The 22,545-nt window shown below is 66.8% G+C and carries 21 protein-coding genes; 4 read left to right on the forward strand and 17 right to left on the reverse strand.

Annotated features, from left to right (window positions below; genetic code table 11):
- A complete protein-coding gene (locus CC207_RS18580; RefSeq protein WP_088852544.1) occupies positions 1 to 951 on the reverse strand; it encodes a FecR domain-containing protein in 951 nt (316 codons plus the stop codon).
- Positions 944 to 1,459, reverse strand: a complete 516-nt coding sequence (locus tag CC207_RS18585) for a sigma-70 family RNA polymerase sigma factor (protein ID WP_028691160.1) — start codon at positions 1,457 to 1,459, stop codon at positions 944 to 946. The genes CC207_RS18580 and CC207_RS18585 overlap by 8 nt, the downstream gene beginning before the upstream one ends.
- A 168-nt stretch (positions 1,460 to 1,627) precedes the next feature.
- Between CC207_RS18585 and CC207_RS18590 the strand changes: the two genes are divergently transcribed.
- The 3 genes from CC207_RS18590 (at position 1,628) to CC207_RS18600 (ending at position 5,945) form a co-directional block, all read left to right on the forward strand.
- Positions 1,628 to 2,254, forward strand: coding sequence for a DNA-3-methyladenine glycosylase (locus CC207_RS18590; protein ID WP_028691159.1), 627 nt, complete (start codon positions 1,628 to 1,630; stop codon positions 2,252 to 2,254).
- 175 nt (positions 2,255 to 2,429) lie between these two features.
- Entirely contained in the window at positions 2,430 to 3,488 is a 1,059-nt protein-coding gene (ada, locus tag CC207_RS18595; protein WP_088852545.1) for a bifunctional DNA-binding transcriptional regulator/O6-methylguanine-DNA methyltransferase Ada, read from the forward strand.
- Between the two features lie 54 nt (positions 3,489 to 3,542).
- Positions 3,543 to 5,945, forward strand: a complete 2,403-nt coding sequence (locus CC207_RS18600) for a DUF3772 domain-containing protein (protein WP_088852546.1) — start codon at positions 3,543 to 3,545, stop codon at positions 5,943 to 5,945.
- A 401-nt stretch (positions 5,946 to 6,346) separates the two neighbouring features.
- Here the strand turns inward: CC207_RS18600 and CC207_RS18605 are convergent, their stop codons facing one another.
- The 3 genes from CC207_RS18605 to CC207_RS18615 form a co-directional block, all read right to left on the reverse strand.
- A complete protein-coding gene (locus tag CC207_RS18605; protein WP_088852547.1) occupies positions 6,347 to 7,777 on the reverse strand; it encodes an aldehyde dehydrogenase family protein in 1,431 nt (476 codons plus the stop codon).
- Between the two features lie 13 nt (positions 7,778 to 7,790).
- Positions 7,791 to 9,290: a cytosine permease gene (locus CC207_RS18610; RefSeq protein ID WP_088852548.1), complete on the reverse strand. Its 1,500-nt coding sequence runs from the start codon at positions 9,288 to 9,290 to the stop codon at positions 7,791 to 7,793.
- 87 nt (positions 9,291 to 9,377) lie between these two features.
- The gene (locus CC207_RS18615) at positions 9,378 to 9,767 is read right to left on the reverse strand and encodes a nuclear transport factor 2 family protein (RefSeq protein ID WP_088852549.1); all 390 of its coding nucleotides are present in this window, start codon (positions 9,765 to 9,767) and stop codon (positions 9,378 to 9,380) included.
- Between the two features lie 327 nt (positions 9,768 to 10,094).
- Between CC207_RS18615 and ycaC the strand changes: the two genes are divergently transcribed.
- Positions 10,095 to 10,715, forward strand: a complete 621-nt coding sequence (ycaC, locus tag CC207_RS18620) for an isochorismate family cysteine hydrolase YcaC (protein ID WP_028691153.1) — start codon at positions 10,095 to 10,097, stop codon at positions 10,713 to 10,715.
- A gap of 24 nt (positions 10,716 to 10,739) precedes the next feature.
- On the opposite strand, the gene CC207_RS18625 is transcribed toward ycaC, so the two are convergent.
- The 12 genes from CC207_RS18625 to CC207_RS18680 all read right to left on the reverse strand — a co-directional run bounded on the left by CC207_RS18625 (position 10,740) and on the right by CC207_RS18680 (position 22,541).
- Positions 10,740 to 11,900, reverse strand: coding sequence for an MFS transporter (locus tag CC207_RS18625; RefSeq protein ID WP_028691152.1), 1,161 nt, complete (start codon positions 11,898 to 11,900; stop codon positions 10,740 to 10,742).
- A 147-nt stretch (positions 11,901 to 12,047) separates the two neighbouring features.
- Positions 12,048 to 12,344, reverse strand: coding sequence for a cupin domain-containing protein (locus tag CC207_RS18630; RefSeq protein WP_028691151.1), 297 nt, complete (start codon positions 12,342 to 12,344; stop codon positions 12,048 to 12,050).
- 197 nt (positions 12,345 to 12,541) lie between these two features.
- On the reverse strand, positions 12,542 to 13,513 hold the full coding sequence (locus tag CC207_RS18635; protein WP_088852550.1) for a hypothetical protein: 972 nt from the start codon (positions 13,511 to 13,513) through the stop codon (positions 12,542 to 12,544).
- Positions 13,486 to 14,190 (reverse strand): hypothetical protein, encoded by a 705-nt coding sequence (locus CC207_RS18640; RefSeq protein WP_088852551.1) that lies wholly within the window; start codon positions 14,188 to 14,190, stop codon positions 13,486 to 13,488. Before CC207_RS18640 ends, CC207_RS18635 begins: the two co-directional genes overlap by 28 nt.
- A complete protein-coding gene (locus CC207_RS18645; protein WP_088852552.1) occupies positions 14,187 to 14,726 on the reverse strand; it encodes a DNA-binding protein in 540 nt (179 codons plus the stop codon). The genes CC207_RS18640 and CC207_RS18645 overlap by 4 nt, the downstream gene beginning before the upstream one ends.
- Positions 14,723 to 15,646, reverse strand: a complete 924-nt coding sequence (locus CC207_RS18650) for a hypothetical protein (RefSeq protein ID WP_088852573.1) — start codon at positions 15,644 to 15,646, stop codon at positions 14,723 to 14,725. Before CC207_RS18650 ends, CC207_RS18645 begins: the two co-directional genes overlap by 4 nt.
- On the reverse strand, positions 15,643 to 16,353 hold the full coding sequence (locus CC207_RS18655; protein ID WP_088852553.1) for a hypothetical protein: 711 nt from the start codon (positions 16,351 to 16,353) through the stop codon (positions 15,643 to 15,645). The genes CC207_RS18650 and CC207_RS18655 overlap by 4 nt, the downstream gene beginning before the upstream one ends.
- 8 nt (positions 16,354 to 16,361) lie before the next feature.
- A complete protein-coding gene (locus tag CC207_RS18660; protein WP_088852554.1) occupies positions 16,362 to 18,410 on the reverse strand; it encodes a phage tail protein in 2,049 nt (682 codons plus the stop codon).
- 9 nt (positions 18,411 to 18,419) lie between these two features.
- Positions 18,420 to 18,944, reverse strand: coding sequence for a phage tail protein (locus tag CC207_RS18665; protein ID WP_088852555.1), 525 nt, complete (start codon positions 18,942 to 18,944; stop codon positions 18,420 to 18,422).
- Complete coding sequence (locus CC207_RS18670; RefSeq protein ID WP_088852556.1) at positions 18,941 to 20,113, reverse strand: baseplate J/gp47 family protein; 1,173 nt, start codon at positions 20,111 to 20,113, stop codon at positions 18,941 to 18,943. The genes CC207_RS18665 and CC207_RS18670 overlap by 4 nt, the downstream gene beginning before the upstream one ends.
- Positions 20,110 to 20,427 (reverse strand): DUF2590 family protein, encoded by a 318-nt coding sequence (locus tag CC207_RS18675; protein ID WP_088852557.1) that lies wholly within the window; start codon positions 20,425 to 20,427, stop codon positions 20,110 to 20,112. Before CC207_RS18675 ends, CC207_RS18670 begins: the two co-directional genes overlap by 4 nt.
- A complete protein-coding gene (locus CC207_RS18680; protein WP_088852558.1) occupies positions 20,427 to 22,541 on the reverse strand; it encodes a phage tail tape measure protein in 2,115 nt (704 codons plus the stop codon). Before CC207_RS18680 ends, CC207_RS18675 begins: the two co-directional genes overlap by 1 nt.
- Positions 22,542 to 22,545 lie beyond the last annotated feature (4 nt).

Genomic DNA, 22,545 nt, shown 5'->3' on the forward strand with positions numbered 1-22,545 from the left:
TCAGGCGGCGCCGATGCTCACCCAGAAGCGCGTGCGGTAGTCGACGCGCACCGGCAGGCTGCGGGCGACCAGCAGCAGGATCTGGTCGGTGTCGGCCAGCTGGAAGGTGCCGGAAACCTTGAGCCCGGCAACTTCCGGCGCGCAGCGCAGCAGGCCGGGGCGGTAGCGCGACAGTTCGTCGGTGAACTCGCCCAGGGGCATCTGCTGCACGCTGAGTACGCCATCGGTCCAGCCCCAGGGGTCACCGTGCAGGGTGGCGGACTGGAAGTCGCCCTGGGCGAACACCTGCAGCACTTCGCCGGGCTTGACCCGATGCGCGGCGGCAGAAGCGGGGAACAGCGTCACCTCGCCGCGGCGCACGGCCAGCAGCAGGCCCTGGGCATTCTCCCGCAGCAGCAGTTGACCGCCCTGGGTGCTCAGGGCGCCGACGCGGGTGTCGATGGTGAACGGGCGGTTGTCGTTGGTGTTGCCGTCCAGGCTGACCTCGCCGCGCAACAGGGTCAGTTGGCGCTGCTCGTCGCTGTAGCGCAGGTCGATGGCGCTGGCGGTGTTCAGGCGGATAAGGCTGCCGTCGCTGCCCAGCAGCTCACGACGCTCGCCGGTGGCGGTGCGGCTGTCGGCCATCAGCGCCGGCAGGCCCAGGGGCTCGCGCGCGGCCCAGCCGACACTGGCGCCGAGCGCGAGCAGCGACAGTAGCTTGAGGTGGTCGCGCCGGCTCATGCGGCGGCGTTCGCTGCCGGCCAGGGTCTGGCGGCTCAGCTCGGCGGGCAGGCTGGCCAGTTCGTCGCCGAGGCTACTGACCCGCTGCCAGGCCTGGGCATGCTGCGGGTGGCTGGCCAGCCAGCGCTGGAACTGCTGTTCGGTGTGTGGGCCGGGGCTGTCGTAGCGCAGTTTCACCAGCCATTCGATGGCTTGGTCGACCTGGGCCTGGCTCGGGTTCTGGTCAGGCATCGGCGTAGCGGATCCGGTAGCAGACACCCAAGGCCTTGGCCAGGTCGCGCTCGACGGTGGCCCGGGAAACGTCCAGGCGCTGCGCGACCTGGGTGAGGGTGAGGCCGTCAAGCTGTGCCAGCAGGAACGCCTGGCGCACCCGTGGCTTGAGGCGTTGCAGGGCGCGGTCGAGGCGTTCGAGGGTGTCGAGGATCAGCAGGCGCTGTTCCTCGCTGGGGGCTTCTTGCTCGGGCAGGTTGGCCAGGCTCTCGAGGTAGGCTTTTTCCAGGGCGCGGCGACGGAACTGGTCGATCATCAGGCCGCGGGCGATGCTGCTCAGGTAGGCCCGTGGCTCCTTGAGCGGTGAAACCTGGCGCGCCTTGAGCAGGCGCACGAAGGTGTCCTGGGCCAGGTCCGCGGCGTGCTCCCGGCAGCCGACCCGGGCGCCGAGCCAGCCGCGTAGCCAGCGGTGGTGTGCCTGATAGAGCAGATCGACCTCGGCCGGTTTCAGCGTGTCTTCGATCTGCATCGTCTGGAGAGCCTGCTTGGATAATGTGATTGTTAATAGTTCTCAATTCTATGCGGGGCAATGCGGGCGGATCAATGGTAGGCCTCTGACTCGATGAGCAAGATTGAGCGTTTCACCGATGAACGGTTGGGCTAGGCTAGGGGATCGTGACTTGTGCGAACGCCTTTGATGATCCTTGCAGACCTATCCCCGCAAGCCTTTGACGATGCCGCTGCCTGGCTGGCCGGGCAGGACCCGGACTGGGCGCGGCATATTGCCGCCGTGGGGCCTTGCCTGCACCGTGCCACGCCCGGGCGCGAGCCGTACGAGGCGCTGGTGCGGGCCATCGCCTATCAGCAATTGCATGCACGGGCGGCCGAGGCGATCCTCGGGCGGTTGCTGGCGCTGTTCCCGGATGGGGCGTTTCCCGCGCCCGAACAGCTGCTGGCGGTGACGCCTGAGGCGATGCGCGCCTGTGGGTTCTCCGCGAGCAAGATTGCCACGGTTCATGGGATCGCCCAGGCGCGATTGGAGGGCGTGGTGCCCAGCCGGGAAGAGGCGCTGAGCCTGCCGGACGCCGCGCTGGTCGAGCGTCTGGTGGCGCTGCGTGGGGTCGGGCGCTGGACGGTGGAGATGCTGCTGATCTACAGCCTGGAGCGATCGGATATCCTGCCGGTGGATGATTTTGGCGTGCGCGAGGGGTATCGGCGCATGAAAGGCTTGGACAAGGCGCCGACGCCTGCGCAGATGCGGGCATTGGGCGGGGCGTGGAGCCCTCATCGCACCGTGGCGGCCTGGTACCTGTGGCGGGCTTGAAGCTTTCCTGCATGGCCCTATCGCGGGGCAAGCCCGCTCCCACAAAGATGGACCACGCTCTCGTGGGAGCGGGCTTGCCCCGCGATAGGGCCCGTGAAAACACCGCAAGAATCGGAGTTCCACGCATCATCCACCCTGCCAGGCTGACGGTATCGAATCCCAGGAGAGGCCCCTGATGAAGCCCGCCCCGACCACCTACACCACCGACGCCGAACGCTGGCACGCCGTGCAGGCTCGCGACACGGCCGCCACAGGCCACTTTGTCTACGCCGTGCGCACCACCGGCGTGTATTGCCAGCCCGCCTGCAAGTCGCGCCTGGCCAAGCGCGAGAACGTCGAATTTTTCAGCGCCGCTGCCCAGGCCGAGGCCGCCGGTTATCGCCCGTGCAAGCGCTGCAAGGGCGGGCTGGGCAGCCGGCGTACCGAGCTGGTGGCCCGCGCCTGTCGCCTGATCGAGGCCAGCCAGACCGCCCCCAACCTCGACCAGCTCGGCAGCGAGCTGAACGTCAGCCCGTTCCACTTGCACCGCCTGTTCAAGGCCGAGACCGGCCTGACCCCCAAGGCCTACGCCTCGGCCTTCCGCGCCCAGCGCCTGCGCGAGCGCTTGGACGCCGCCGGCAGCGTCACCGAAGCCATCTTCGACGCCGGCTACAACTCCAACAGCCGCTTCTACGAAAGCGCCGGCGAGCGCCTGGGCATGCGCCCCAGGGAATACCGTGCCGGCGGCGAGGGCGCGACCATCCGTTTCGCCCTGGCCCAATGCTCACTTGGGGCGATCCTGGTGGCGCAGAGCGAACGGGGCATCTGCGCGATCCTGCTCGGTGACGAGCCCGAACCCTTGCTCAAGGACCTGCAGGACAAATTTCCCAAGGCCCAGCTGATCGGCGGCGATGACGCCTTCGAGCGGCTGGTGGCCGAGGTGATCGGCTTCGTCGAGGCGCCGGCCCTGGGCTTGGCGCTGCCCCTGGATGTGCAGGGCACGGCGTTCCAGGAGCGGGTCTGGCAGGCGCTGCGCGAGGTGCCGGCGGGGACCACGGTCAGCTACACCGACATCGCCGAGCGCATCGGCGCGCCCAAGGCCGTGCGGGCCGTCGCCCAGGCCTGCGCGGCCAACGCGATCGCCGTGGCCATTCCCTGCCACCGGGTGGTACGCCGCGACGGCGACCTCAGCGGCTACCGTTGGGGCATCGAACGCAAGCGCCAGCTGCTGGACCGAGAGACGGCACTCTCCTGAGCCTCCAGACCGCGTAGAATCCACGCCCTGTCGAGTTGTGTAGAGGAACCTTCGATGAGGCGTGTCAGCCTTGACCGATTCTATGCGGGGATTTTCGCCCTGCTGTTGTGCCTGGCCATGCCGGCATGGGCCCAGCCGGCCACGCCGGTATCGCGCCTGGCCGTGGCCGAACAGCAGGTGCTGGACGAGAACGCCAGCCTGGAGGCGTTGAGCGAACGGCTCGACCAGATCCGCCAGGGCGTCACCAGCAATGCCAATGACGACCTGCTCGCGCAACTGCGCCAGTCGGCCCTGCAGGTGCAACGCCAGGCCGATGTGCTGGCCACCCAGCGCACCGCCGACGTGCAGCGCCTGGACGACCAGCTCAACGTGCTTGGCCCGCCGCTGGAGGAGGAGGCCGAGAGCCTGACCCGCCAGCGCAAGCAGCTTAACGACGAAAAGAACAAGCTGGTCGCCGAGCAGAAGGACGCCACCACGCTGACCCAGTCGGCCCGTGACCTGTCGACACAGATCGTCAACCTGCGCCGCAGCCTGTTCAACTCGCAGATCACCAGCCGCGCCGCCAGCCCGTTGAGCCCGGCGTTCTGGTCGAGCCTGATCCGCCCCACCGACGACGACGTGGCGCGCCTGCGCGACCTGCGGGGCGAGGTGTCGGACGCCATGGCCAGCGCTTTCAGCGCCGAGCACCGCTGGCTGTTCATTACCGCGCTGGTCGCGGCGGTGCTGGTCTGGACCCTGGTGCGCCGGGTACTGGAGCGCCTGCTGGCCGACGCCATGATCCGTTGGCTGCCCGAAGGCCGCCTGCGCCGCAGCGCCCTGGCGCTGAGCGTCAGCCTGGCGACCTTGGGCACCATTTCCGGCTCGGTGTCGCTGCTGCGCTGGGGCCTGGAGAGCAGCGCGGAGCTGGGCACGGACCTCGCCAGCCTGACCAACCATATCCTCGCCCTGGTGATCTTCAGCGCCTTCATCTCGGGCCTGGGCCGCGCCATGCTGATGTTGCAGCGCCCGTCCTGGCGCCTGCCGCCGATCCCCGACGAAGTGGCCAGCGCCCTGGGCTGGTTCCCAAAGGTCCTGGCCCTGGCGCTGATGGTGCTGCTCACCCAGGAGCGCATCAACAGCGTGATCGGCACCAGCCTGGCGCTGACCCTGGCCACCAACGGCCTGACCGCGCTGGTGGTGTCACTGCTGTTTGTCGTGGCCCTGCTGCGCTACCGCCGCGCCCGTCGCCAGCATGACCTGGAGCGGCCCAAGGGCCTGGCCGGGCTGATCCCGTTCGTGATCGTGGTGTGGGTGCTGGCGATCCTGCTGACCTTGCTGGCCGGCTACCTGACGCTGGCCTACTTCCTTACCGCCAAGCTGCTGTGGATCAGCGTGGTGGTGGTCTGTGCCTACCTGCTGGTGACGGTGTTCGGCGACTTGTGCGAAACCCTGCTGTCGCCCCGCCAGCCCGGTGGCCTGGCGCTGGCCTCGGCGCTTGGCCTGCAGCAACGCCACCAGGCCCAGGCCAGCACGGTGCTGGCGGGCATCGGCCGCACGCTGTTGCTGTTCGCCGCCGCACTGCTGGTGTTCATGCCTTCGGGCACCAGCCCAGGCGAGCTACTGCTGAGCCTGGCGGACTGGGACGGCACCGGCGGCAAGGTGCTGGGCAACCTGAACATCGTGCCCCAGGACATCTTCCTGGCCGTGGCGATCTTGATCGGTGGCTGGTTCGCCATCCGCGTGGTCAAGCGCTGGCTGAGCGAGCGCCTGCTGCCGGAGACCGACATGGACGCCGGCATGCGCGCCTCGCTGGTGACCCTGGTTGGCTACCTGGGCTTCCTGTTCCTGGCCATGCTGGTGATGTCCACCCTGCACATCAACCTGACCAGCCTGACCTGGGTGGTCAGTGCGCTGTCGGTGGGTATCGGTTTCGGCCTGCAGCAGATCGTGCAGAACTTCATCTCCGGCCTGATTTTGCTTACCGAGCGCCCGGTGAAGGTGGGTGACTGGGTGAGCCTGGCCGGTGTCGAGGGTGACATTCGCCGGATCAACGTGCGCGCCACCGAGATCCAGATGTCCGACCGCTCGACGGTGATCGTGCCCAACTCGCAGTTCATCTCGCAGAACGTGCGCAACGTGACCATGGCCAATGCCTTGGGCGTGGTTGGCATTACCTTGACGCTGCCGCTGGAGACTGACCCGGCGAAGGTGCGCGAGGTGTTGCTGGCGGCGTACAAGGAGCATGAGTCGATCCTCGATGCGCCGGCCACGTCGGTGACCTTCAAGGACCTGACCAGCAGTGGCATGGTGATCGGTGTGAGCGGTTACGTGGCCTCGCCGCGGCAGGTGTCGAGCACGCGCAGCGACCTGCTGTTCACCATCCTCGGGCACTTGCGTGACGAGGGCATCGCCCTGTCGTCGCCGCAGAGCATGGTGTTGGTGCAGGAGAATGGGCGACCGGCCGACGAGCCGGCGTGAGGCTATCTCGGCTCTTGTAGGATCGGCCTTGTGCCGCGAAAGGGCCACAAAGCGGCCCCGACGATCTGTCTTGTGGCGCAGACCCTGGGGCCGCTTCGCAGCCCTCTCGCGACACAAGGCCGCTCCTGCATCTGTTTCGGGCCAGTCAAACCTGTGCCATTACCGGGTCCGCATTGTTGGTACGACGCGGTTTCAGTGTCGGTACCACTGGCACCTCACCTGTCTCAAGACAGGCACCAAGGCGGGCAACCATGGCCTGACAGGTTCGGTACGTTGCAACAAATGTGGGAGCGGCCTTGCGTCGCGATGCGCCGCGCGGGCGGCGCTCGATCTCGCAGGCGCTGCAAGGCTGCCGTCGAACACCTGCCAGCCTCACGCGCCCTGTGAAAGGGCTCAGCTACTCACCCCAAACACCGCGTCACATGCTTCACCGACTGATACCCCGAAAGCCCCCAAGGCCCAAGCTCTCGCCCAATCCCACTGCCCTTGGTCCCGCCCCACGAGGTCTCGACGAACACCGCCTGCACCGAGTTGATCCACACATGCCCGACCTCCAGCGCATCGGCCACGCGCTCGGCGCGTTCCAGGTCGGCGGAGCAGACAGTGGCCACTAGCCCGAAGCGGCTGTCGTTGGCCTGGGCGATGGCCTCGGCCTCGGTGCCGAAGCGTCGTGCGCAGAGCACCGGGCCGAAGATCTCCTCGCTCCACAGGCGGCTGCTCACTGGTACGTCCACGTACAGCGTCGGGCTGACGAACCAGCCGTCACGGTCCAGCGCCTTGCCGCCGGCCAGGCACGTCAGGCCCTCTTCGCGGGCGGTGGCGAAATAGCCGGCGACCTTGAGCCACTGCGCCTGGCTGGTCAGCGGCCCCATGTCCACTTCTTCCGCCAGCGGGTTGCCCACGCGCAATGCCTCCAGCGCCGCCTGCAAGCGCGGCAACAGGGTGTCGGCGATGCCGTCCTGAACCAGCAGGCGCGAGGTGGCCGAGCACATCTGCCCGGCGTTCCAGGTGATGCCGGCGACGATCCACTCCACCGCCTGGTCGACATCGCAATCGTCGAACACCACGATGGCCGACTTGCCGCCCAGCTCCAGCGTCACCGGCCGACACTGGGCCGCGGCGGCGCGCATCACTTGGCTGCCGACGCCGTTGCTGCCGGTGAACGACAGCTTGTCCAGGCCGTTGTGGCCGCTCAGGGCGGCGCCGGTCTCGGCCTTGCCGCCCACGATGTTCAGCACGCCGGCCGGCAGGCCCAGCACCTCGGCGATCTGGCCGTAGGCCTGCTCGATCAGCGGGGTGACTTCGGAAGGCTTGAGCACCACGGTGCAGCCGGCCGCCAGGGCCGGGGCGAGCTTCCAGGCGCTGGTCACCAGCGGGAAGTTCCACGGCACGATCAGGCCGACCACGCCCACCGGCTCCAGGCGGGTGCGGGCGCTGAAGCCGGGCGCGGCCAGGGGCACGTCACGGTTCTTCGCCGGCAGTTGCTCGGCGAGGTCTGCGTAGTAGGCGAAGGTGGCGATGGCGTCGTCCAGGTCGATCTCGGCCTCGTGGCGCGGCTTGCCGTTGTTGCGCATCTGCAGGGCAATCAGCTCGTCGCGGCGCTGGCCCAACTGTTCGGCGAAGCCGCGCAGGTAGGTGGCGCGCTCGGCGGCGCTGACCGTTTTCCATGACGCCAGGGCACGACGCGCGGCGGCCACGGCCTGGTCGACCTGGGCGCTGCTGGCGGCCATCAGTTCGCTGAACGGCTGGCCGTCGGACGGGTTGTGGACAACGATGCAGTCGCTGCCCAGGCCTTCGACCCAGCGGCCGTCGATGTAGTGAGGTGTGGTCATGGTCGGATTCCGGTCAGGCCATTTCGGCGGTGGTCACAGGCTTTACGGGTGTGCTTTTGCAGCGCACCCAGCGCGGGCCTTGTGGGCCATACACGCCAGCGGGTTCAGGGAACAGGTTGAGCAGGATCAGGTACAGCATGGCGGCGATGCCGAGGGTCACCGGCAGGCTCAGGTCGATGCCGCCGGCCAGCTCGCCCAGCGGGCCGACGAACTGCCCCGGCAGGTTGACGAAGCACAGGCCGACCACAGCGCTGGGGATCCACGCGCCCATGCCGCGCCAGTTCCAGCCGTGGTCGAACCAGTAGTGGCCGCCCTGCTGGCCGCGGGTGAACACCTGCAGGTCATCGGCGTGGTAGAAGCCGCGGCGGGTGATCAGGCCGAGGATCATGATCACCATCCAGGGGCTGGTGCAGGTGATGATCAGCACGGCGAAGGTCGACACGCTCTGCACCAGGTTGAAGGTGAAACGGCCGACGAAGATGAAACCGATGGCCAGCACGCCGATCAGCAGGGTGGCGGCGGCGCGGCTGAGCAGGCGCGGGAACACGCTGGACATGTCCAGGCCGGTGCCGTACAGCGCCGTGGTGCCGGTGGACATGCCGCCGATCACCGCGATCAGGCACACCGGCAGGAAGAACCAGCCCGGCGAGATCGCCAGCAGGCCGCCGACGTAGTTGTTGGCGGCGATGTAGTCCGGTGCCTGGCTGGCCACCAGGGTGGCGGTGCACAGGCCGAACAGGAACGGAATCAGCGTGGCGGCCTGGGAGAGGATCACTGCCAGCATGATGCGCGACTTGGCGGTCTTGCGCGGGATATAGCGCGACCAGTCGCCAAGGAAGGCGCCGAACGACACCGGGTTGCTCATGGCCAGGATCGCCGCGCCGACGAACGCCGCCCAGAAACCGGCCTGGCCGAGGTTGACGCTGCCGGCGTAGCCCGAGTCGAAGGGCCCGGCGAAGGCGAAGATGCCCAGCAGGAACAGCAGGCTCGAGGCCCACACCGCGATCTTGTTGACCCAAAGCATGAAACGAAAACCAAAGATGCACACCACCAGCACCAGCACCGCGAACAGGCCGTAGGCCAGGCCCAGGGTCAGGTCGGTTTCCGGCAGGCCGACCAGGCGCTTGGCGCCGCCGACCAGGGCATCGCCCGAGCTCCACACCGACAGCGAGAAGAACGCCACGGCGGTCAGCAGCGACAGGAACGAGCCGACGATACGCCCGTGCACGCCGAAGTGGGCGCCGGACGATACCGCGTTGTTGGTGCCGTTGAGCGCGCCGAACAGGCCCATCGGCGCAAGGATCAACGCGCCCACGCCGACGCCGAGCAAAATCGCCCAGACGCCGGCCTGGAACGACAGCCCGAACAGCACGGGGAAGCTGCCCAGCACGGCGGTGGCGAAGGTGTTGGCGCCGCCGAAGATCAGGCGGAACAGGTCCAGCGGGGAGGCGTCGCGTTGATCGTCGGGGATCTGTTCGACGCCATTGGTCTCGATACCGGTCGAGTGGCTCATGGTGATGCTCCAGCGCGAATGTTGTCGGCCGTCGGGCGGCCTTGTTGTGGGTGCGATGGCAGTGCGGCAGGGCCGCTTGAAAGGGAATCAGGCCGGCGAGATGACCGACAAGTGTTCGTGACAGGCCAGCCAGCGTTCGCCGTGCAGGCGAAAGACAATGGTCTCGCGCTCGTTCAGGTCTAGGGTTTCGCCGGCGAAGCGCAGGCGCGTGGCCACATCGTGCATGAAGACCGCCACGTCGCCCTGCAGGCTCACCTGCGCGTTGCTCGACTCGCAACCGAGCACGACGAATCCGTCCGCCTGCCAGCTGGCCCAGAGATCTTCATAGGCGCGGCGTGACAGCAGCGGTTGCGGCACGGTGTGGAAGAGAAAGGTGGCGTCTTCGCTGAAGCAGGCGAAGTAGCGGGCGGTGTCGTTGCTGGCGAAGGCGGCGACGAGGTCGGCGGCGGCCTGCCGTACCTGGAGTGTCTGGTCCACGGGAGTGGCCTCACGGTTTATTGTGATTGTTGGTGAAGCGATTCTGGTGGCGGTGAGCGGTGGGAAAAATCGCTGTGGGCAAATAATCAGTTCAGGAAATCGTGAACCAATGGCTGGCGAGAACCCTCCGTAGGAGCGGCTTCAGCCGCGATGCGGACACCACGGAGCCTGGCATCCGTTTCGCGGATGATCGCGGCTGAAGCCGCTCCTACAGCCAGCTCCACGGAACACGTTTGGTTCAATGAAGTTCAAGCGACTGACGGTCGGCCCTGCACGCCATGTTTGCCTACGCTGAAACTCCCTACCTTTGAAGCAAGGAGTTCAGCCATGGCTTTCCACTACAACCGCCTGGACAAGAACAACGCCGCAGTACTGCTGGTCGACCACCAGACCGGCCTGCTGTCGCTGGTGCGCGATATCGACCCCGACCGCTTCAAGAACAACGTGCTGGCGCTTTCCGACCTCGCCAGGTATTTCAAGCTGCCCACCATCCTCACCACCAGCTTCGAAACCGGCCCCAACGGCCCTCTGGTGCCCGAGCTCAAGGAGCAATTCCCCGACGCGCCCTACATTGCCCGCCCCGGCAACATCAATGCCTGGGACAACGAAGACTTCGTCAAGGCGGTGAAGGCCACCGGCAAGAAGCAACTGATCATCGCCGGGGTGGTCACCGAGGTTTGCGTGGCCTTCCCGGCGCTGTCGGCGCTGGAGGAGGGTTTCGATGTATTCGTCGTCACCGACGCCTCCGGCACCTTCAACGAGTTGACCCGCGACTCGGCCTGGCGGCGCATGGAGGCCGCGGGCGCGCAACTGATGACCTGGTTCGGCGTGGCATGCGAGCTGCACCGCGACTGGCGCAATGACATCGAGGGGCTGGGCACGCTGTTCTCCAACCACATCCCCGATTATCGCAACCTGATGACCAGCTACAGCAAGTTGGCCAAGTAGCGCTTTCACTGGTGCGGTGAGCGATTACCGCGCCAGTTTCAATATGCCATTCGCAGGTGTCGCGGACCAGATCGCCAACCCCGCTGCCAGAGCGGTCAATAATGCCCCGGCCCAAGGCGTGGCTTCCAGTGCCGAGCCTGTGATCACCACGCCACCGATGGCCGAGCCCAATCCGACGCCTAGGTGCATGGCCGACATGTTCAGGCTCATGCCCGCCGGGAAGGTATCCTCGCCGCGCCTGGCCAGGTAGCTCTGCACCACTGGCGAGGTGGTCCAGCTCAGCCCGCCCCAGAGCATCATCGCCGGCAGGAACAGCCACGGCGTGCCCGCGCTAAGCGGTAGCATCAGCAGGCTGGCGAGGTACAACAGAGGCGCCAGCAGGATGGCCTTGGCCACACCCAACCGATCGGCCATCCAGCCACCGACATAGCCGCCCGAGACACCGGCAATGCCGAATGCCGCGAACACCGCTGCCAGCCATTGCGGCGGTACATGGGCGACCTGCTGGGCGTAAGGCGCGAGGTAGGCGAACACAGTGAAGTGCCCGGCGATCATCAACAGCGATACCCCCTGCGCGGCCGTGAGGCGGCTATCGCGCAGGTGGCGCACGTAGCTGGCCAGGGCGATGCGTTCGGTGCTCTGCAGCGTCGGCAGCCCGCGCCAGGCCATCAGCAGCACCGCTACCGTCAAGGCACTAAGGCCGAGGAACACGCCGCGCCAGCCCAGGGCGTCGCACAGCAGCATGCCGGCCGGCACACCCAGTATCAGCGAGCTGCAGATACCCATGAAGATCACCCCGATGGCGCGCCCGCGCAGGGCTTCGGGCGCCATGCGCGTGGCCATCAGTGTGCACGTCAGGCAGGTCAGCGCGCTGGTTGTGGCCATGCCGATACGGGCGATCAACAGCGCGGTGTAACCGGGCGCCCAGGCCGCGAGCAGGTTGCACAGGGCGAACAAAGCCAACGTGGCGCACAGCAGGCCACGCAACGGCAAGCGTGTGGTGAGCAGGGGAGAGAAGGGCGCGACGAGGGCGAAGCTCAGGGAGAAGACGGTGGTCAGTTGCCCGGCCACGCCGAGCGGAACGTCCAGGCCATCGGCCAGGGCCGGCAGGATGCCGACCGTGATGTTTTCCGCCATGCCCGTGGCGAATGTCGCCAGGGCCAGCAGCCAGATACGCGGGCTCATGTGTTGCCTCCGATAAACGGGCCGGCCAAGGTCCGGACCCATTTGTCCCGACGGTTGACCGGCAGTGGTCAGGTCCATCGGGTTTCGAGGCAGTGCTTCGGTTATCCCGGTTCACGCAGGTGTAGGAGCGGCCTGCGTGAGGCCATGTTATTTCAACTCGGTCTCGATGAACACGATCTCGTGATCGCTGGCATTGACCACGTTGTGTTCCACGCCGGCTTTGCGGAAGTAGCTCTGGCCTGCAACCAGGGGGGCGTGTTTGTCACCCTCCGGGGTTTCCAGCAACAAGGTGCCGTCGGTCATCGGCACCACCACGTAATCGAGGCCGTGGCGATGCTGGCCGGTCTCGGCGCCGGGGGCGAAGCGCCATTCGGTGACGATCACTTCGTCGGTATTCACCTGTACGGTGGGGACTGCCTTGGGGCGTTGGGTCTGCTGCGTCATGGAGTAGGCCTGTTCACGGAAAAGCGTCCAGCCTGGGCTGATTGCGCGGTGGGTTAAATCCAAGTCTGCTGGCAGTCAGTCGTGCGAACACTCAACTTTTTCCGCCCAAACGCAACGCGGGGCCAGCCCGCTCCCACAGGCTCAAGGCTGAACCTGTGGGAGAGGGCTGGCCCCGCGAGTACGAAATGCCCTGAAGATCACAGCGTGATCGGCTTCAACTTGAGCCCCATGGCCTGGGCCCGCACCGCCGCGCCGCTGAAGGCCGCTGCATTGCCAGGTGGTGGCGTGGGCCCGTGCACATGCCCGGCCAGCTCGGTGTTCATTTCCTGAACCAGGTCGAGCAGGTCGCAGAGCACCTGCAGCACGTTCACCGCCTCGGAGCCCAGCCAGGTCTTCGGCGCCTGCAGGCGCTGGCTGATCTTCACCACGCTGTCGCGCAGGCCCTCGACCCGCTCCTGGACGTCGCCGCCGATCGCCGCGTTGAGCTTCTGCCCCACCGCCAGGTTCAGGTCGCGCCCGGTGGCCTGGTGCAGATCGTCGAGAGCGGCCAGGCTGGCAGAGCCGCCGGACAGCAGCTTGAGCGCGCCGAGGGCCTCGATCTTCTTGACCCCGCCGACGGTCTCGGTGGAGTGGTCGTCCACCGTCCGGGCATGGCTCTGGAACTGTTCGGTGTTGGCCAGTGCCTCGACCTCGCGCTCGATCGCCTTGTCGCGGATCCGGCCATCGGTCTGGCGCAGCCAGTTGCCGTCGGCGTCGGCGCGTTGCTGGCAGGCTTCGCTGTGCTGCCACACCAGGTCGCCCTTCGGCACCTTGGGCAGGCTCAGTCCGTGGGGCAGGATCTGCTGGATGAACGGCTTGTGCGGCAGCCCGTAGGCGAACGACAGCACCACGGTGGTGCCCTCCTCGGGGAAGCCGAACATGCCGCGTTCCTGGCCGCCCATGGGCGCCGGCAGCGGCAGGCTGGTGAACACCGGCAGCGCCGGGTCGGGCTCGCCGTCCGGCAGCAACACCTGGACATCGACGCCGAAGCGCGGGCGGAAATCGTCGCACAGCCCGGGCGCCTCCGGCGCATCGGGCACCGCGACCACGCGGCCGAAGCGCGGCAGGTGATAGCCGCCGGTGATTTCGGGGAACTGGCGCGCTACGGCGCGGCGGATTGCGTCTTCCATCGTATGGCCATCTGGCTGTCGGCCAGCGCGACATGGGTCACGCGCTCGCCGTGGTTGATTGGTGCGCCCGGACGCAGCCCTGGCAGGGCCGCAATGCTGGCGCTCTGGTTGCCCTGGTAGTTGTCGAACAGCTCCATGGGCAGTTGCAGCGCGGGGCGCGCGCCGAAGTAGCTGTCGGCCCAGCTGCCCACGTACACCTCGCCGTTGCCCTGCTGCTGCCAGATGAAGTCGGGGATGTCGAAGACCTGGGCCAGGCTTTCCATGGCCTGGAAGCCGGCGGCCAGGCTGTAGAAGAACGGCGCGCGCACCGAGGCGTAGGGCCGCTCGGGCACGCGAAAGCGCAGGCCAGTCTGCTGGCCGATCTGGTCGAGCACGCCGCGCAGGTCGACGTGGCGCAGGTTCATCGGCAGCGGCCTGGCCAGGATCGCCGCCAGTTCCCGGCAGAACAGCACTTGCTGCCTGGCGTTGGCGCTGGTACAGCGCTCGACGTAGCCGATGAAATGCCGCTGCAGCGGGCTGTCGTTGTAGCCGATGTCGAGGGTGACCAGGCCCTTGAGGGGCGCCTCGGCCTGGACGATGAAGGTTGCCCGCCCCGGGTTGCGCAGTTCCAGGCGCACGTCCGCCCTGACCAGCTCGTATCGCTCGCCGCCGACATTGAGTACCTGATGCAGCTTCATGACTTCTCTCCCAGCCAGTCATCCACTTTTTTCAGCAGGCGCTCGAAGCTGGTCAGCTCCGGGTCCTTCTCCTCTTCCTCCTCTTTCGCGCCCACCGCCGCCCCCGGAGCGGCCTGGGCCTTGACGCGTTTTTTGGCGCGACGCTTTTCGACCTTTTCCGGGTTGGAGGTCTTTTCGGCCAGGCCGAACTGCACCCGCCAGCAGGCCAGCGAGTCGTCTTCCCGGGCGTTGACGCTGTCGGCGAAGCGCACCTGGCGGATGCCGAAGGCTTCGGCCGTGTCGTTGACGATGCGGTAGGTCTTGAGTTGGCCACCGCTCTCGGTGGCTTCGGCCAGGCGCATCAGGCTGCGCAGCCAGGCACCGTTGACGTAGGGGATGGTCAGGGTGACCGTGAGGGTCTTGGGCTTGAAGCCCTTGTGCGCGGTGTCGGTGTTGCTGGTCTGGCCGGACAGGTCCTCGGCTTCGATGCGCAGGTTGCCGGTGACTTTCAGGCTCTTGCCTTCGACGGGCTGGCCGTCCAACAGTAGTAGTGTCATAAACCCACCATTTCACGAACGAAGCTCAGGCCCTTGGCCGAGCCGACCAGGATCACGCCGGCGCTCATCACCCATTCATGTCCCGGGGCATCGCCTTCGAGCAGCATGCGGCGCAGTTGTGTGTTGTTGCCCGGGCCCAGCAGGCGGGTGCGCACCGAGCTGTCGGCCTGGCCGCCTTCCAGCAGCTGGCGCAGGTCGGCCAGGCGCTGGTCGCGGGCCTGCTGCTGGTTGGCCTTGCGCGCCGCCAGGCCGGCCAGGTCGCTCATGGGCGAGCTGTCGGCGGCGTAGCTTTCCAGCACCGCGATCTGCCCGGCCAGCGACTGACGCGCCGCCTTCAGCACCGTGCAGCGCTCAAGCGGCAAGGCTTCCCAGCGTGGCAGGGCGGTGGCCTGGGGAATCTGCCATTTCTCGGTTTCGAGCCGGGCCAGGTGCTCCGCGCGGCGTTGCGCGCGCACCAGTTCGGGGATCGGCATCAGGGTGTTGAAGCGGGCCAGGCCGGCGGCCAGCTGGTCGTGGCGGGTGCCCAGGAACAGCAGGCACAGCGCGTGCTGCTCACCTTGGGGGCTGCCGTTGTCGGTGGCGTCGGTCAGCTTGTTCGCCAACTGCTGCAACAGGTTGGGCGCGGACAGGAAGCGCTGGTAGCCACGCCCCTGGCCGATACCGCTCTGGAACGGCGTCACCACCAGGCACCTGGGCACTTCGCCCAGCTGTTCGGCCAGGGCCTGGCGCCCGGCCTCGATCGCGCCCTTGGCCGCAGCGCCGACCGGGCCGGGGTTGGTGCTCGCCAGGCCCTGCAGGCCGTTCAGGCGCTGGGCGGTACTGGCCAGCTCGCTGCCGGCCAGGGCCTTGGCGGCGTCCAGCTGGCCCATCCAGCGGGTTGCCTCGGTGGGCCAGCGCAAGGTGACGGGCGCCCAGCTCATGCCGGCACCGTCCACTTGATTGCACGCAACGCGTCGAGCTTCTTGCCCTGCAGCGCCTTCGCCGCTTCACGCTTGAGCTGGTCGGCGTGCTGCAGGGCCGCCTGTTTGAACAGGACCAGGTCCTTGTTCACCTGCAGCAGCTGGTCGCGGGTGTGGGCCAGGAACTGACGCACGCCATCGCTGCCGGCGCAGGGGTAGGCGCTGTCCAGGCCGCTGAACACCAGGCCGGTCAGGTTGACCTGGTCTTCCAGCGAACTGCTGTAGCGGTGCGCCTCGCCCAGGGCGGCCGAATCGAAGCCGGCCTCGATGTACTGCGCGCAGCCGGTGTTGATCTCGCCCAGCTTCTGCAGGTGGAGCTTGGCCAGAACGGCGGCGGTGTCGTCCACCCATTCGCCGTTCTTCCACACCTGGCCCGGTCCGGGCTTTTTCACCGTGTAACCCGAGGGGACCGGCCCCATGCCGGTGATGGTCAGGGCCTCGGCGGTGGTGATGCTGTAGACCACCAGGCCGTCGTAGTAGTCCACCAGGGACCAGGCCTGGCCATTCCAGTGGGCGGCCTTGTGCTTGGGGATCGACGGCGGCGCCGTCTCCACGCAACCGCCGGGGATCAGGAACACGCCGGGCTCAAGCGGCGACTCGTCCGCTTCGGCGGTGCCAGTGAACAAGCCCAGCGGGGATGTCTGGTAGACCGTTTTCGTCTTTGCCATCGGGCACCTCAGTATTTGATGTAGTAGTACAGGGCCATGTTCACGGGGCGTGCTTCGCTACCGCCGGAGGGATCTACCGTGACCGGGTGAGCATGAACGCCGTCGCCAACGATGTTCAGGGTATGGCTGTGATCGCCGGCGGCTTGGATACGGTTGGTGGCGGCCCAATTCACGCCTGCCTGGTGCATGGCCGCGCCGATCCCGGGGATATCCTGGGTGGTCGGCGTATTCACGTAGTTGAAGGCGTGGGTATGGCTACCCGCGACCGAGGTGGTGCTCCCGCCATGGGCGTGCCAGCCGGCACTGCCCGAGGATGCTGAGTGGGCGTGGTACTGGTTCTGGTTTTGCTGGACCGTGCCTGGTGTTCGTCCAAGATCCAGGCCTTTGCCGTCATCGACATCACGGATGAACAGGCCACGGGTATCTGGCAGGTTGAACGTAGTCGCCCCGTCGCCTGCTCCGAAAGAGGTGCCGATTGCCGCGAACAACGCTGCGAAGGTCGTCCGGCTGACGGCCGCGCCATTGCAGCGAAGCGTCCCCGTCGGTGCCGCATGGCTGAAAGTCTGGACGAGCGTCCCTGGCGGAACGATGGCACCGGGCGTCAGGTTTCCGGTATGGAACACCTCGACGGTTGGGGTCCATTGCCCCTGGTTGGTCGTGGCGCGGGCAAACATGCGCACTCCAGGACCTCCTTGGCTCATCGCGATCTGAGCCGAGAACTTCTCGGAGTAGTACGGCATGTTGAGCACGCTGCAATAGTTCGCCAGCGAGGTCGGGCCGTCGGCTATTGTGTGAAAGCCGCCGGCCAGCCCGATCGTGTCGACCGGGCTCAGGGAGGCGAAGTTGGTCGCTAATCCATAGTCGCCGCGTTTGACGGCATCGGTGATGCCGTACCCTTGCAGGGTGGCTGGTTTGCCGCTGGTGATCTTGCTCCAGTCCAGGTTGGGGATGTCGATCTGCAGCAGTGCCTCGCTGCCGATGACCTGGCCTTTGCCATTGATCGTGACTTTGGAGTAAGTCCCGGGCACCACGCCGATGTCCGCAAGCGTGGCCTGGATTGCCACGTTCCTGGAGCCGTCGAAGTCCACGCGCCCAACGACATCGCCCTGCAACGCGATCTGACGCGCTTCGGCCAGCTGGCGTGCCTTGCCGGCGGAGGTCACTCCCTCCTCGAGGTCCGCAACCGACTTGCGGCTGGCGAAGTGCTCCACCAGCGGGCCGGCAATGGGGGCGGACTTGCGCTTGTCGGCGATGACCCCGGCGCTGGTGATGTCCGCCAGCTGGATGCAGTAGACCCAGCCGTCTGGCGTGACGTAATCCTGCTGGTCGGGCAGGTAGACCACCTTCCAGCTGGGGATCACATCGTTCAGCTCGCGGCGCCAGGTTATGTGCATCCACACCTGGGTCGCCCCTTGCGGCGGGCTCAGCGGCACGGCCTTGGGCAGCTCCAGGCGCATGCCTTCCAGGTAGGCGATGCCGGCGGCCAGCTGGTACTTGTCACCCACCTTCTGGAACTGCAAACCGTCGCCGAAGAAGCACGCTCGCCCATACACATCGCGGTTGCTCAGGCGCTCGCGCTCGTCTATGCCTTTCAGGCGCACGGTGAAGTCGTGCTGCCAGGTGCTGGCATCGATGGTGATGCCGGTCAGTTCCTGGGCACCGCTGTATTCCACCAGGATGTTGCGGGTGACGTTGTTGCCGATCTGCAGCGGCGGGATGTTGCGCCGTTTCTGCTGCAGCGGCAGGTAGGCCACGGCGAACAGCACGCCCTCGGCGCTTTCCAGGCCCATCCAGTTCCAGTCGAAGTCGCCGATGTCGCTGCCCAGCATCGAGCTGTAGACGACCTGGTTGGGGTTCACGTAGCCGCTGTTGCCCGCCGGGATGTCGTAGCTGTGCACGATCTGGCTGGCTGGCGGCTTGGGCGCGGCGCGGTCGATTGGCGTGTTCGGGTCGAGCCCGGGCACATTGGCGTAGATGAAACGGGTGATCTGCAGGACTTCTTTGGCCCCCTGCTTCTGGGCGATCAGGCTTTCGCCCGCGAAAGTGATTCTGGCCACGGCGGACTCCTAAAGCGTGGCGACCAACGTCTGCTGGTCGTCGTTGAATTGGGCTGCGGCAATGCGCAGGGTGACGGGGGTGATGCTGACGAAGTCGTAGCGGCGACAGGTCCGGCCGTACTGCTGGATCAGTACCCGCAGCAGCTCGGGGTTCTCCGACAGCTGCGAGTCGGAAAGGCGCAGCAGGACCACGTCCCAGTCGCGGCCGGCCAGGCGTTCGTCGATCTCGACATAGCCCACGCCGAGCCGGCGCAGGATGCGTTTGAGCCCCGCGGTGCTGCCGGCATCGACCGCGTTGATGAAGGCGAACTTCACCCGCAGGCGGTACAGGCGTTCCGGTTCGTCCTTGAAGCGGGTGATGTCGCGCTGCCAGGCGAGCAGGTCCAGCACGGTGAGGTGGCAGGTCTCGGCGTCCATCTGCAGCAGCGGCCAGCGCAGCCACTCGGTCACCCTGGCCCACCAGGTCTGGGCGGCGTCCTTGAGCTTGGTCAGTTCGGTGCCGGCGAGCCAGAACGGCAGTTTCAGCGGGCTCATACCAGGTCCACCCGCAGGTTGGCGATGCGCGCGATGCTCAGTTGCGAGACGATGTCCTCGCTGGCGAAATGCAGCGACTCGATGTCGGCGAAGGCCTGATGCAGTTCCTCGGCCAGACGGCTGAAGGAGAACCGCGACTGTGGGTAGGTCAGGGTCGGGCGATAGTCGCTGGCCGTGCTTTCGCGGAACGCCGCGCGGATGAACTGGGTGATGCCTTGCTGCAATGCCTCGCGCCGCTTCACCGTCAGGTTCGCCTGTGGCCAGACCGTCAGCGCGATGTCGTGCCGGGTCTCGGGCATGACCATCACCAGCAGGTCGTCGCCGTGACCGTGGTTGCCTTGGTCGCGCACATGGGCGTTGATCTGCTCCAGATACGCCTGCGCCGGCACGTCGGCGTCGAACAGCACGTAGGCGTTGGCGCTGCCCGGACCACGCGGTGCGTCGTGGAGGAAGTACACGCCATCGGGGCGCACCCCCGGGAAGGCGGCGATCATGGCGCGGTAGACCGCGTCGGTGTGCCATTGGTTGACCGCGCTGAACTGGTTGCGGGTGCGCAGGCGCAGCTGATCGTCGGGCTCGGGGTCGGCTCCGGGCGAGGTCATCCAGCCGTCGTCGTTGACCACCTGGACAATCCCCGGCACCGGTTCGGGCAGGATGGCGTAGTAACCGGGCGCCAGGTTGTAGCCGCTGCCGACCTGGTGCGCCTGGACCTTGACCGACTGTTGCAGGCGGCCGTCGGGGAACAGCGCATCCTCGACCGTCACCAACTGGTAGACGTGGCCGTTGATCGCGGCGGATTGCACCGCGACGCCGGCGCGCATCAGCAGCTCGCCGGCGCTGTTTTCGCGGGTGAACAACAGCTGCCCCTGGGCCTTGGTCGCGCCCTTGCGCTCGACGTTCACCGCCCAGGCCAGGCTGTCCAGCCAGGCACCGCTGGCCGTCTTGACGAAGAAGTTGGGCAGCACGGTGTCGCTGATGAAACCGACCAGCCACAGCACCGGCTTGGTCACCAGCGCCGTCACCACGCGCCAGAACGGCGAGTAGGCGCTGGTGTTGCTGAGCTTGCTGCCCTGGGCGGCCACTTCGGCCTCCCAGGCCTGGTGCAGGGCCGCCTCAGTGGTGGGAATGCCGGCGTCGGCCAGCACCTTGCGAAAGTCCAAGTCGCTCACAGGTATACCTCGATATCACCGAATTTCAGGGTTTTCGCCGTGACCAGGTAGCGGCCCGGATGCTCTTCCAGGACGCGGGCCGTACCCGGCAGCAGGCGCTCGTCGTCCTCCACCAGCAGCTCCAGTTGCAGGATGCAGTCGGCCTGGCGCTGGCGGCTGCGCTCGGCCACCAGTGTCACCAGCAGGCCGCTGTCGCGGATCATGTGGGCGATGTCCTGGGCGATGCTGGCCCGGTCCTCGATCAGCAGCGGTTGGTGGGAGGGGTCCAGGACCAGGTCGTTGTCGTGGATCAGCAGGTCGATGTAGTCACTCATCAGCCCACCGCCATTGCCATCATCTGTTCCAGCTCCAGCGGGTTCATGGCCTTGCTGGTGTTGATCTCCACCTTCTCGACATGCATGCGCCGGTCTTGCGTCTGGGTGGTGTTCTGGATCTGGTTCATCAGGCCTCCCTGGGGAACGCTCGTCGGGCTGGCCGGCGAGAGGTTGAGTGCGGTCTGGGTCATGCGCTGGCGCTGCTGCTCGAGTTGCTCGACCGGCGCGCTGGCCATGCTGGGGGCGAGGGCAGCGGGTGCCATCGAAGCCGTGTGCGGGGCCGCTGATGGCACCTGCATCAGGGTCTTGAGCAGTGGCTGCGTGTTGCTCATGGGCAGTACGCCGATCGGCGCGACCTGGCTGGCAAGTCCTGGCACCTTGGGCGCTTCCGGCAGATCGGCGAACGAGGTCTCGATGTTGACGCCCGGGATCTTGTTCAACCACTCGATCACCAGGTCGAGCGAACTGCGGAAGATCTTGACGATGCCGTCCCAGGCGGCCTTGGCCATGCCGGTCCAGCCCCCCATGTCGGTGAACCACTTGCTCAGTGCGTCCAGCTGTGAGCGGACCCACTGGAAGGCGGCACTGTCCAGGAACGCGGCCTTGAGCTCGTCCCAGTAGGCAATGACCAGGACCACGGCAGCGACCAACGCGATGATGCCCGCGATGATGAGGATGATCGGGTTCGCCAGGAGTGCGGCGTTCACCAGCCAGAGTGCGCCTTGCCAGGCAAGGGTGGCGAGCCTCACGATCCCCATCCAGGCGTACATGGCGATCAGGCTTGTCAGGAAGATCGACAGCACCAAGGCGTGCCGGAGGAACATGAAGATGCTCTTCAAACCGGTCATGTTGAGCAGGGCCCAGGCGGCCTGTGCCCCCAGCATGGCGATCCGGGCCAGTCCGCTCAGGACTGCAAGCGCGGTCAGCGCGGCGCTGGTGCCAAGGATCGCCAGGGTGGCGATGGCGATCACCTGGGTGATGTTGGGAAACAGCTTGATCCAGCGGACCAGGGTCTGGGCGATCTCGACCAGGCGTGTCATCAGCGGTTGCAGAATGGGAATCAGCGCCTGGCCGAAGGCGATGCGCAGTCCTTTTACCGCGGCCCCGAACTGCTGCCAGGGGTCGACCATGGCCTTGGCCATATGTTCGGCCTGTTCCAGGCCGCGTACCTGGCCGAGTTTGTCGATGCCGTTCTTCAGGCGGTCGGTGTCCTGGGCCAGGGCGCCGATGAGCTGGGCCGCCTCACCGCCGAAGGCCTCGGTGATCTTGGCGTTGGCCGCCGCACCGCGCAGGTCGCCGAACTTGCCCTGCAGCTTGGCCAGGATGTCCAGCATCGGCAGGACCTTGCCATTGGTGTCGGTGAACTTCATGCCGAGCTTGTCCGAGGCGTCCTCGATGTTCTCGAAGAAGGCCTTGTAAAGCCCGCCGGCCGCGCTGCCGTCCATGCTGCCGGACAGGCTGCCGATCACGGCCATTTGCTCGGCCAGACCGATGCCGGCGGCGGAGGCCTGGGCGCCGGCCTCCTTGAAGCCATCCTTCATCTGTTCGCCGCTGGTGCGGAACAGCTGGACCGCCAGGGCGGTCTGCCCGCCCAGGATCTTGACCCACTGGCCCTTGCCCATGGCGTCGGCCTGCTGCTTCTGCAGGTTGTACATCGTGCCGACATACTCGGCCATCACGCCCTGGTCGGACTTGGTGGCCTTGGCCAGCACGCTGCTGGCGTAGGTGAACGTGGCCAGCTGGGAGCCGGACAGACCTTTGATCGCGCCCTCGATCTTGTACGCCGAGGCGACGAAGTCGCGGGCGTTCTCACCATAGGCGATGGAGAACATCAGGGCTTTCTTGTTCAGGGCCTCCAAGGCGTCCTCGGCCACGCCGAGCGAGCGTACATCCCCAAGGGCACGGTTCATTTCCAGGGCGGGTTCAAGGAAGGTGCCGAAGCCGCTGGCGGAGCTTTGCAGCTTCTGCGTGCCCTCGCTGATCTGCTTGATGGCGGCCTGGCTTTTTTCGGTCAGATTGTTGAACCCTTGGGTCATCCTCGCCAGCGGCGCGGTGACTTTGTCGGTCAGCGACAGGATGAAATCCAGCCGGCTGATTGCGTTGTTAGCGCTCATGGGA

Source organism: Pseudomonas sp. DrBHI1 (genome assembly GCF_002205115.1).
In the GTDB taxonomy this organism is placed as follows: domain Bacteria; phylum Pseudomonadota; class Gammaproteobacteria; order Pseudomonadales; family Pseudomonadaceae; genus Aquipseudomonas; species Aquipseudomonas mosselii.